The 11,681-nt window shown below is 67.5% G+C and carries 7 protein-coding genes and 1 pseudogene; 6 read left to right on the top strand and 2 right to left on the bottom strand.

Annotated elements, in window-relative coordinates:
* From K6T56_12295 to K6T56_12270, 6 genes and pseudogenes are all read left to right on the top strand, one after another.
* Window positions 1-1,752: DUF3883 domain-containing protein (locus K6T56_12295; protein MCL6557126.1), on the top strand; the 1,752-nt coding region annotated here is incomplete at its 5' end.
* An 87-nt stretch (window positions 1,753-1,839) separates the two neighbouring features.
* Window positions 1,840-3,036, top strand: coding sequence for an ATP-binding protein (locus K6T56_12290; protein ID MCL6557125.1), 1,197 nt, complete (start codon window positions 1,840-1,842; stop codon window positions 3,034-3,036).
* Window positions 3,033-3,566: pseudogene (locus tag K6T56_12285) on the top strand (DUF1156 domain-containing protein). The gene K6T56_12290 and the pseudogene K6T56_12285 overlap by 4 nt, the downstream one beginning before the upstream one ends.
* Before the next feature lie 49 nt (window positions 3,567-3,615).
* The gene (locus K6T56_12280) at window positions 3,616-3,987 is read left to right on the top strand and encodes a four helix bundle protein (protein ID MCL6557124.1); all 372 of its coding nucleotides are present in this window, start codon (window positions 3,616-3,618) and stop codon (window positions 3,985-3,987) included.
* Between the two features lie 2,321 nt (window positions 3,988-6,308).
* Complete coding sequence (locus K6T56_12275) at window positions 6,309-6,515, top strand: nucleotidyltransferase domain-containing protein (protein MCL6557123.1); 207 nt, start codon at window positions 6,309-6,311, stop codon at window positions 6,513-6,515.
* Between the two features lie 9 nt (window positions 6,516-6,524).
* Window positions 6,525-9,821 carry a DUF499 domain-containing protein gene (locus K6T56_12270; protein MCL6557122.1) on the top strand — a complete coding sequence of 1,099 codons (3,297 nt, stop codon included), beginning with the start codon at window positions 6,525-6,527 and terminating at the stop codon, window positions 9,819-9,821.
* 484 nt (window positions 9,822-10,305) lie between these two features.
* On the opposite strand, the gene K6T56_12265 is transcribed toward K6T56_12270, so the two are convergent.
* Complete coding sequence (locus K6T56_12265) at window positions 10,306-10,575, bottom strand: hypothetical protein (protein ID MCL6557121.1); 270 nt, start codon at window positions 10,573-10,575, stop codon at window positions 10,306-10,308.
* The gene (locus tag K6T56_12260) at window positions 10,538-11,080 is read right to left on the bottom strand and encodes a DDE-type integrase/transposase/recombinase (GenBank protein ID MCL6557120.1); all 543 of its coding nucleotides are present in this window, start codon (window positions 11,078-11,080) and stop codon (window positions 10,538-10,540) included. The genes K6T56_12265 and K6T56_12260 overlap by 38 nt, the downstream gene beginning before the upstream one ends.
* Window positions 11,081-11,681: the final 601 nt, after the last annotated feature.

Here is an 11,681-nt window from a genome sequence, read left to right as displayed (position 1 = left end):
CTGCCGTGGAACCCCAACCGCATCGAGCAGCGCTTCGGCCGCATCCACCGCATCGGCCAGACCGAGGTCTGCCACCTGTGGAACCTCGTCGCCGAGGAGACGCGCGAGGGCGACGTCTACCGGCGCCTGCTGGAGAAGCTCGAGGAAGCGCGCCAGGCGCTCGGCGGCCAGGTCTTCGACGTGCTGGGCAAGCTGCAGTTCGAGGGCCGGCCGCTGCGCGAGCTGATGATCGAAGCCATCCGCTATGGCGACCGGCCCGAGGTGCGCGCGCGCCTCACGCGCGCCGTCGAGCACGCGGTCGACCGTGTGCACATGCAGAACCTGCTGGAAGAGCGCGCGCTGGCCCACGACGCGATGGACTTAAGCCGCGTGGCGCGCGTGCGCGAAGAGATGGAGCGCGCCGAGGCGCGGCGCCTGCAGCCGCATTACGTCGAGTCATTCTTTCTCGAGGCGTTCACGCGCCTGGGCGGTACCGTGCGCGAGCGTGAGCCACGCCGCTACGAGATCACGCACGTGCCCGCGCCGGTGCGCCACCGCGACCGCCAGATCGGCGCGGGCGATCCGGTGCTCCCGCGTTATGAGCGCATCGTCTTCGAGAAGGATCTGATCGCGCCCCCGGGCCAGCCGCTCGCCGCGTTCGTCTGCCCCGGCCACCCGCTGCTCGACGCGGTGCTGGACTTGACGCTCGAGCGCCAGCGCGACCTGATGAAGCGGGGCACGGTGCTGGTGGACGAGCGCGATTCCGGCACGAGCCCGCGCGTGCTCTTCTTCCTCGAGCACGTCATTCAGGATGCGAGCCTCACCGCTGCCGGCGAGCGGCGCACCATCTCGCGCCGCGTGCTCTACGTCGAGATGGACGCCGACGGTCGCATGCGGCGCCTCAACTACGCGCCCTACCTCGACTACCGCCCGCTGGCGGCCGACGAGCCCGACGCCGCGACCCTGCTGGCCCGGCCCGAGGCGGCGTGGATCACGCGCGAGCTGGAAGCCCGTGCACAGAGCTATGCCATCGCCAGCGTCGTTCCCGAGCACGTGCGCGAAGTGCGCGAACGGCGCCTGGCATGGATCGAAAAGACGCGCACGGCGGTCAAGGACCGCCTCACCAAGGAGATCGCCTACTGGGACCACCGCGCCGAAGCGCTCAGGCTCCAGGAGCAGGCGGGCAAGGCCGGCGCGCGGCTCAACTCGCAGGAGGCACGCCGCCGGGCCGACGAACTGCAGTCGCGTCTCGAGCGGCGACTCGCCGAACTGGACCGCGAGGCCCAGGTCTCGGCGCTGCCGCCGGTGGTGCTGGGCGGGGTCGTCGTCGTGCCGATGGGTCTGCTCGCCAAAGCGGCCGGGCGTGCCGCACCGGTTCCCGCCGTGCCCACCGATACGCAGGCCGCCGCCGCCCGGGCGCGCGCAATCGTGATGGACGTCGAACGGCGGCTGGGCTTCGAGCCCGTGGACCGCGAGTTCGACAAGCTTGGCTACGACATCGAAAGCCGCGTGCCCGGCACGGGCCGGCTGCGCTTCATCGAAGTCAAGGGGCGCGTCGCCGGCGCAGACACCGTGACGGTGACGAAGAACGAAATCCTGACCTCGCTCAACAAGCCCGACGACTTCATCCTCGCCATCGTCGAGTTCCTGGAGGACGGGAACCACCGCGTGCGCTACCTGCGTCGCCCTTTCCAGCGCGAGCCGGACTTCGGCGTGACCAGCGTGAACTACGACTTTGCCACTCTTTTGGCCCGAGCCGATGAGCCAGGGTAACGGCTGATTGCATTGCTTTGAATGTATGATTATCATTCCGTTATGGAATCAGGTATCCGCCCGCTGCTCCCACGGGCAGCCGCCCGAGTGCTGGATCGAGCGTTGGGCGTCATGCCGGTGGTGGTGCTGCTCGGCGCCCGTCAGACCGGAAAAACCACGCTGGTCAAGGCCCATCCGGAGTTGGCCGACCGGCCCTACCTCACCCTCGACGACCTCGCCGTGCGGCTGCAGGCCGAGGCCGACCCAGAAGCGCTGGTAGCCCGCGCGCCGGCCTTGGTGCTGGACGAGGTGCAGCGGGCCGCGGATCTGCTCATCGCCATCAAGCGTGCCGTGGACCGCGACCGACCGCGGCGTCCTGGCCGCTTCGTGCTGACCGGCTCGGCCAACCTGCTGATGCTCGAGCGCATTGGCGAGTCGCTGGCGGGCCGTGCCGTCTACGTCACGCTGTGGCCGCTCACCCAGGGCGAGCTGGCGGGCCAGGGCCGCACCGGCCTTTGGAGTGAGCTGCTTGCCGTTCCCGCGGTGCAGTGGCCCGAGGTGCTGACCCAAACCCCCCGCGCCCCCGCCGACTGGCGCGAGGCGGTGCAGCGCGGCGGTATGCCGGTTCCGGCACATGAACTGTCCACGCCCGAGCAGCGCACGCTCTGGTTCTCTGGCTATTTGCAGACCTACCTGGAGCGCGACCTGCCCAACCTGCGGGCGGTGGAAAACCTGGGCGACTTCCGCCGGCTGGCCCAGGCCGCTTGTCTGCGGTTAGGCTCCTTGCTCAATCAGGCGGAGCTGGGCCGCGACGTGGGGCTGGCGCAGCCCCAGGTGCACCGTTTCCTGAACGTGCTGGAGGCCAGCTTTCTGGCCCTGCGCTTGCCCGCCTATGCAGTCAATCGCACCAAGCGGCTCATCAAAGCCCCCAAGCTCTACTGGGGCGACACCGCCTTTGCACTGTACCTGAGCGGCGAGACCGAGCCGCGCGGCGCGCATCTGGAAAACCTCGTGCTCCTGGATCTGCTGGCCTGGCGGGAGCTGGAAACACCCCGGCCTGAAATTCTGTACTGGCGCACGGCGGGTGGGGTGGAGGTGGACTTCGTCATCGAGACGCCCAAGCGGCTCCTGCCCATCGAGGTCAAAACCGCCATCCGAGCCGTACCTGCCGACGCCAAGGGCCTGGAGAGTTTCCTCGATGAGTACAAGGGCAAGTGTGACGGCGGGCTTCTGCTGTATGGCGGCGATGAAGTCTTTCCGCTGACCCGGCGGGTGCTCGCCGCGCCGTGGTGGAGGGTGCTATGAGAAAGAAACTCATCGAAGTCGCCCTGCCGCTCGAAGCCATCAACCAGGCCAGCGCGCGCGAGAAGAGCATCCGCCACGGCCACCCCTCCACGCTGCACCTGTGGTGGGCGCGCCGCCCACTGGCGGCGGCGCGGGCCGTGATCTTCGCGCAGATGGTGGACGACCCCGCCAGCGTGCCCGAGGAGTTTCCCACGCCCGAGGCACAGGAGAAGGAGCGCCAGCGGCTGTTCCGCATCATCGAAGACCTGGTGCAGTGGGAGAACACCACCAACGAGCAGGTTTTGCAGGCCGCCCGCGACGAAATCTGGAAAAGCTGGCGGCGCACCTGCCGCGACCATGCCGGCCATCCTCGCGCTGCCGAACTCTTCAACCCGGACAGGCTGCCCGCTTTCCACGACCCCTTCGCCGGTGGCGGGGCGCTGCCGTTGGAGGCGCAGCGGCTGGGGCTGGAGAGCTTTGCCTCCGACCTGAACCCGGTCGCAGTGCTGATCAACAAGGCGATGATTGAGATCCCGCCGCGGTTTGCCGGGCTGCCGCCCGTCAATCCAGGGGATAGGTTGCAGGGGATAGGGGATAGGGATGGGCAAGATCGAATCGTATCGGGATTTGAAGGTTTGGCAGAAGGGGATGGAGCTAGCGGAGGAAGTGTACCGGCTGGCCAAGGTACTCCCGAAGACGGAGGAGTATCGGTTAACGGGGCAACTACTCAAAGCAGCGGCGTCGGTTCCGGCGAACATCGCGGAAGGACACGCGAGGGGGACACGGAAGGACTATGCAAACTTCGTGAATATCGCGAGGGGATCGCTGGCGGAGACCGAGACGTTGCTGCTGCTGGCAGTCAGAACGGGATTGCTCAAGGAAAATCAAGCAGCGACAGCCCTGTCTGTGACGGGCGAACTGGGCAGAATGCTGACCGTTCTACGTCAGCGTCTCAACGCCGATCCCCTATAACCCACACCCTATTCCCTAAAACCTGGCGCGGGGCCGAAGGTCTCGCGGCCGATGTGCGCCACTACGGCCAGTGGATGCGCGACGAGGCGGAAAAGCGCATCGGCCACCTCTATCCGAAGGTCGAGGTCACGGCCGAGATGGCTTCGGCGCGGCCGGACCTCGAGCCCTACGTCGGCCGCAAGCTCACCGTGATCGCGTGGCTCTGGGCGCGCACGGTGAAGAGCCCCAACCCCGCCTTCGCCGACGTAGAGGTGCCGCTCGCCTCGACCTTCATGCTCTCCACCAAACCCGGCAAGGAGGCGTATGTCGAGCCGGTGATCGAAGGCGGCGGGTATCGGTTCACCGTGAAGGTGGGCAAGCCGAAGGATGCGCAGGCCGCGAAGAACGGCACCAAGCTCGCGCGCGGCGCGAACTTCCGCTGCCTGATGTCGGGCACGCCGATCGCGGGCGACTATATCAAGGCCGAGGGCCAGGCCGGGCGCATGGGCGCGCGGCTGATGGCGATCGTCGCCGAGGGCGAACGCGGGCGGGCGTACTTGCCGCCCACGCCAGAACACGAGGCGATTGCGCGGGAGGCGAAGCCGACCTGGAAACCGGAGACACCCCTCGCGCCTGACCCGCGTGCTTTATGGACACCGCCTTACGGTCTGACGACCTACGGCGACCTCTTCACGCCCCGCCAGCTCGTGGCGCTGACGACCTTCTCGGACCTGGTGGGCGAGGCGATGGCGCGGGTCAAGCGCGACGCCCTCGCTGCGGGCCTGCCCGACGACGGCCAGCCGCTGCGCGACGGCGGCACCGGCGCCACGGCGTATGCCGAGGCGGTGGGGGTGTATTTGGGAATCGGCATAAGCAGGCAGGCAAATCGAACAGCCACCCTCAACTTCTGGGATCAGAAAGGAGAGAACGTTCAGCAAGTATTTGCTCGGCAAGCATTGCCGATGACATGGGACTTCGTCGAAGGCAATCCGTTTAGTAGGTCAACCGGCAATTTCCTTGGCCAAGTTGACTACATGACGCGCGTGTTGGAGACGACTCTTCCCGCGTTTCCCTATGGCTTAGCTCAACAGCAAGACGCACAAAATCAGGACCTGACTCGCGACAAGCTCGTCTCCACGGACCCGCCCTACTACGACAACATCGGCTACGCGGACCTTTCGGACTTCTTCTATGTCTGGTTGCGTCGCTCGCTGCGACCCGTCTTCCCCGACCTGTTCGCCACGCTGGCCGTGCCCAAGGCCGAGGAGCTGGTCGCGACGCCCTACCGCCACGGCAGCAAGGAGAAGGCCGAGGCGTTCTTCCTCGACGGCATGACACAGGCCATGCACCGCCTGGCCGAGCAGTCGCACCCGGCCTTTCCGGTCACCATCTACTACGCCTTCAAGCAGTCGGAGAGCGAGAGCGACGAGGGCACGTCCAGCACCGGCTGGGAGACCTTTCTCGACGCGGTGATCCGCGCCGGCTTCGCCATCAGCGGCACCTGGCCGATGCGGACAGAGTACACAGGCAACTTGAAGAAGAACGTCGCCGCCCTCGCCTCCAGCATCGTCCTCGTCTGCCGCCCGCGCCCCGCGAACGCCCCCACCGCCACGCGCCGCGAGTTCGTCGACGCGCTCAAGGCCGAGCTGCCGCCGGCGCTGGCCGAGCTGCAAAAGGCCAACATCGCCCCGGTGGACCTCGCCCAGGCGGCCATCGGCCCCGGCATGGCGGTCTATACCCGCTACGCGAAGGTGCTCGATGCCGAAGGGCGGCCCGTCTCGGTGCGCGAGGCGCTGGCGCTCATCAACGCCACGCTCGACGAGGCGCTCGCCGAGCAGGAGGGCGACTTCGACGCCGACAGCCGCTGGGCGCTGGCCTGGTTCGAGCAGCACGGCTTTGCCGAGGGCGAGTTCGGCGTGGCCGAGACGCTGTCCAAGGCCAAGAACACGAGCGTGGCCGGCATGGTCGAGGCCGGCATCGTGGCCTCGGCCCGCGGCAGGGTGCGATTGCTGAAGCCCGACGAACTGCCCGCCGACTGGGGCCCGGCGCTGGACGCGCGCCTCACCGCCTGGGAGACGGTGCACCACCTGATCCGCGCGCTCGAATCCGGCGGCGAGGCCGCCGCTGCCTCCCTCGTCGCGAAGCTCGGCGCCAAGGCCGAGGTCGCGCGCGAGCTGGCCTACCGCCTCTACACCCTCAGCGAGCGCAAGAAGCGCGCGGCCGAGGCGCTGTCGTACAATGCGCTGGTGCAGAGTTGGCCGGAGATCGCGCGGCTGGCGCGGGAGACGGCACAATACCCGTCCGCACCGGCGCAAGCCGACTTGCTATAGGGAGGTCTTGCCATGCATCCGAGCCTGAACATCGATCGAGGGACGCTGGCCGATTTTTGCCGCACGCACCACATCCTCCGCCTGTCCCTGTTCGGCTCGCAACTGACGGGCACGGCGGGGCCGCACAGCGACATCGACCTCGATGTACGGCGGAAGACGGCAACCACGGCCGTTCCGGCGTTGGCGGCGCAACTGGAAACCCTGTTGGGAGCACGCTGAACCGTGGCCATGACCAATCACGAGCGCGTCGGCAAGGCGCTGGAACTCCTGAAGTCCGGGCTCGGGCCCTTCGTCGGGCGGGAGGTGAAAAGCGCCATTGCCGCCAACAGCCTGACACCGGAACGGGTGCGCAGCTTCATCGAAGACCCGCTGCTGGCCAACAAGCCCGTCGAGGAATGGGATGTCTCGGCCCTGCTCAAGCTGATGTGGGAGGCCTGGAACGAGGTATTCGGCCGCACCCTTGGTCGCGCCGAGCGATCCCTGGTGCAGGAGCTGCGCGACTGGCGCAACAAGTGGGCGCACCAGGAGCCGTTTTCGAGCCGCGATGCCGAGAGGGCCATGGACTCGATGGTGCGGCTGCTCACCGCCGTGTCGGCCAAGGAGGCCGACGAGGTGGACCGCATGATGATGGAACTGCGCCGCCTGACCATCGAAGAGCAGGTGCGCGGCGAGAAGCGCAAGGCCGGCGGTTCGCTGATCGAGGCGGCGACCGGCACGCTCAAGCCCTGGCGCGAGATCGTCACCCCGCATGCGGACGTGGCCAGCGGCCGCTACCAGCAGGCCGAGTTCGCGGCCGACCTGTGGCAGGTGCATCTGGGCGAGGGCAGCGACGAATACCGCGAGCCGGCCGAGTTCTTCCGCCGCACCTTCCTCACCGAGAGCTTAAAGCGGCTGCTCGTGGGCGCCGTCGAACGCCTCTCGGGCAAGGGCGGCGACCCGGTGGTGCAACTCCAGACCAACTTCGGCGGCGGCAAGACCCATTCGATGCTGGCGTTATACCACCTGTTCGGCGGCAGCGCCCCCGGGGAGCTGGCGGGCGTGGACGAGGTCATGGCCGCCGCCGGCGTCACCCGGCTGCCGACCGCCCGCCGCGTGGTGCTGGTGGGCAACAAGATTTCACCGGGTAACCCGGTGACCAAGCCCGACGGCACCGTCGTTCGCACCCTGTGGGGCGAACTCGCGTGGCAGCTCGGCGGCCAGAAGGCCTATGCGCGCATCGCCAAGGACGACGAAAACGCGACCAGCCCCGGTGACGCGCTGCGCGAGCTGCTGCGCGAGCATGGGCCGTGCCTCATCCTGATCGACGAGTGGGTGGCCTACGCGCGGCAACTGCACGACCAGAGCGACTTGCCGGCCGGCAGCTTCGAGACCCAGTTCACCTTTGCGCAGGCCTTGACCGAGTCGGCCAAGCTCGCGGGCAACTGTCTGCTGGTGATCTCGCTGCCGGCATCCGACACCCAGGCGGACGACGTGGAGGTGGGCGGCCTGCGTGGCCGTGAGGCGCTCGACCGCTTGCGCAACGTGGTCGGGCGCGTGGAGTCGTCGTGGCGGCCGGCGTCGGCCGAGGAAGGCTTCGAGATCGTGCGGCGGCGCCTGTTCGAGCCGCTCTCCGGCGCAGAGGCCTTCAAGCAGCGCGACGTCACCGCGCGCGCCTTCGCCGACCTCTACCGCGCTCAAGCCGCGGAGTTTCCGCCCGAGTGCAAGAGCACCGACTACGAAAAACGCATCCAGGCCGCGTTTCCGATCCACCCGGAGATATTCGACCGGCTCTACGAGGACTGGTCCACGCTGGTCAAGTTCCAACGCACGCGCGGTGTGCTGCGCCTGATGGCGGCCGTGGTTCACTGCCTGTGGGAGAAGGGCGACCGCAACCCGCTCATCCTGCCGTCGACGATTCCTCTCGATGATCCTCGCGTGCAGTTCGAGCTCACACGCTATCTCTCGGACAACTGGGTGCCGATCATCGAGAAGGACGTGGACGGGCCGAGCTCGCTGCCGCTCAAGATCGACGGTGAGGTGCCCAACCTCGGCAAGCTCTCCGCCACGCGGCGCGTGGCGCGCACGATCTACCTCGGCTCCGCGCCGATCGCGGCGGCTGCGCATCGCGGGCTGGAGGATCGGCGCGTGAAGCTCGGCTGCGTGATGCCGGGCGAATCGCCGGCGGTGTTCGGCGATGCCTTGCGCCGCCTGGCCGCGGCGGCGACCTACCTCTACCAGGACGGGCCGCGCTTCTGGTACGCAACGCAGCCCACCGTCACCAAGCTCGCCGAGGACCGCGCCGAGCAGTTGAAGCGCGACCCCGACAAGGTGCATGCGGAACTCGAGGCCCGCGTGCGCGCAGACCTGAAGAAGCCGGGCGACTTCTCGCGCGTGCACCCGCTGCCGCGCACGGGCGCGGACGTGCCGGACGATCTCGATGCGCGGCTAGTCGTGCTGCCGCCCGAGCACCCCTACGGCAAGGAGGAGGGTAACGCGGCACAGCTTGCTGCGCAGGCGATCCTCGAATCGCGCGGCAATACGCCGCGCCTTTATCGCAACACGCTGGTGTTCCTCGCGGCTGACAAGGTGCGGCTGCAGGACCTGGACGAGGCGGTGCGCCGGTATCTGGCATGGCAGTCGATCCTCGAAGAAAAGGAAGCGCTGAACCTCGACCCGCACCAGGTCAGGCAGGCCGAAACGCAGAAACAGGCCGCCGATGCCGCCGTCACCGCGCGTCTGCCGGAGACCTACCAATGGCTGCTGGTGCCGGAGCAGAAGACGCCGCAGGCCGCGGTCGAGTGGCATGCGCTGCGGCTCACCGGCGCCGATGCGCTTGCCGTCCGCGCCAGCAAGAAGCTGCGCAGCGAAGACCTGCTCATCACCAGCCTGGGCTCCACGATCCTGCGCAAGCATCTGGACGAGGTGCCGCTGTGGCGCGGTGACCACGTGGCCATTCGACAACTCGTCGAGGACTTCGCGCGCTACCTCTATCTGCCCAGGCTCACCGGGCCGGAGGTGCTGGCGCAGGCGATGCGCGACGGCGTGGCGCTGCCGACCTGGCAGTCCGACACGTTCGCCTATGCCGAGAGCTTCGACGAGGCCGGCGGACGGTATCGCGGCCTGCGCGGCGGGCAGGTCGTCGCGCTGGGCCCCGGGGACGCGGGACTGATCGTCAAGCCGGAGGTCGCGCGCCGCCAGCTCCAAGCCGAGGTGCCGGCCGCGCCGGGCGCGGACACCGTACCGCCACCCGGACCGGAACCAGGCGAACAGAGGCCAGGCGACTCAAAGCCAACGCCGGTGCCGCCTCGCCTACCGCGCCGCTTCCACGGCACGGTGTCGCTCGACCCGACGCGCGTCGGCCGGGATGCCGGGCGGATCGCCGAGGAAGTCATCGCGCATCTCGTCGGCCAACCGGGCGCCGAGGTTTCGGTGACGCTCGAGATCGAGGCGCACTTTCCGGACGGAGCCAGCGAGCAGACCGTTCGCACCGTCACCGAGAACAGCAGAACCCTGAAGTTCAAGACCCACGGGTTCGAAACGGATTGACGACAGCGCGATCGCGCCGACGCTCGCACCAGTCCGTCGATATGTCGGGGCATGCGCTCGACGGCGTCCCCGTTCGCTCGGTCTCGGACCGTCGCTATCGTCGATCGGTGTCATCGTTTGAGGTTTGTGATTCTGTCCGTCCCGATCGCGGAGGCGAGCCGGGAACCGCAAGGGTCGCGGTATACCACCCCCGCTTTGTGCCGTTGGCCGGAACGATGGGCGCGTCGAAGTTGCGGCGGGCAATCGTGAGACCCGCCGGTGCTTGCCTAGCTTGTCGCGGAAGCAGCGCGCTCAGAACTCGGCCACCGTGCTGTCGGGTGCCGCCCCCGCCTCGCGAGCCGCTTCAGGATAGCCTTTACCGCTGAATACTGGCCCGCACCGGATCTCTCCGGAAGCACCCCTACTTGCCGATGCAGAAAGCCAGACGGCCACTTCTTCCACCGTCGCCTCGGTCGGTTCCTCGGCCGTCGGGCAGGTGTCCATTTCACACGGCCAGCAGTTGCGCGAAGGCCGATTGCATCGCGGCCTGCATTTCGCCGTCCGGTGCCACGCCCTCGCGCATGGGCTTGAAGGGTTCCGCCCCCGCCACCCTGCGCACGTCTGCCGGGTCGATGCCGTTGTCCGCGCAAATCGTCAGCAGGGCGGCGTCCAAGGCCAGCAAGCAACTTTCCGCCTGTTCATGGGCAAAGAGAAGATCGTCGGTTTTCCCGAAGTCCTCACCGCGCCGAATGGCGGCCAGCGCCGCCCCCATCATTTCCGCTTTGCGGGAGCGCAGCCGCCAACGCTCGATGGACCAATACGCTGGATGAGTCCAGTACCTTTGGCACTCGGGTTGATGTTGCAGGAGGAAGGATAGCGGAGATTGCTGGCCAAAGGAGTGGTGCGGGCGCTCGGCGTCTGAGACGACCAGCCAGTCGGCGAGCTTGCGGTTGAAGAGCGTAAGGTCGGTGAAGAGCAACTCCTCGTGGTAGTCCACGAAGGACTCTTGGATCGTTCGGTTGAAGCGAGCGTCTGGCGTTCATCTTCGGGGTTTTGGGGTAGGTATACCAGCGTTTGATGCCGCGCTCCTTAAGGAGCTGGGCAAAGTCGCCTTCAAACTCACTACCGTTGTCGGAGAGGACGACCTTCGGGGTGTGAGGCAGCAAGGACAGGCCCGAATCAAGGGCGCGGGCGGTGTATCGGGCGTGCTTGGAGGGTAGCCCCACGGCAAAGGCAAAGTGCGAGACCGGGTCGATGAAGGTGACGATGTAGCGGCGCATGCCGTCGCGGATGCGCTCGCGGGTCGAGCAAGCGAGCACCTCCAGGGCTTGGGCCTTGACCTGCTTGGGTTTTCTGGGCGTCTGGTGCCGCCGCAGGGGCTTGGGCTTTCCCTCGGCTGTCGATGCGGCTGGGGGCGTGGCGCATCTTGTCGGGCGCTCTGGCGATGATGCGGCCAATGGTGGAGACACTAGGTAGCGCGATGCCGTGCTGGGCACACCAGGGGGCGAGCAGCACGTGGAGCTTGGCCTTGGCCTTGTTCGGGTGGAGCGTGCGTAGCCGCCGGATTTCGCTCACCAGGCGGGGATCCGTGTTGGGGGTTCTTCGCCTCTTGGGAGCAGAGGATTGTGCAGCCAGGGCGGCCGGCTTGCCGCCTTGGGCCTTGCGGGCGGCCTTCCAGCTGGTTCACAGGAGTGCCAAAGGTTTCTGAGCTTATGCAGCCCATTGCAGAGCAAAAAGCCGGCAGTTACGTGGGGTTTACTGGGTTTTTGCGGAAGGCTTCGGACTATGCCGGAATACTCACTATTTTCCGATACAAAAGCGGGCGAAAATCTCCCCCAGAAGATCGTCCGAGGTGAATTCGCCGGTGAGGGTAGCCAGGGC

The organism is Burkholderiales bacterium, from assembly GCA_023511995.1.
GTDB lineage: Bacteria > Pseudomonadota > Gammaproteobacteria > Burkholderiales > Thiobacteraceae > Thiobacter.
The sequence above is the reverse complement of the archived record's forward strand: the minus strand, read 5'-3'. Positions and strand labels throughout refer to the sequence as shown.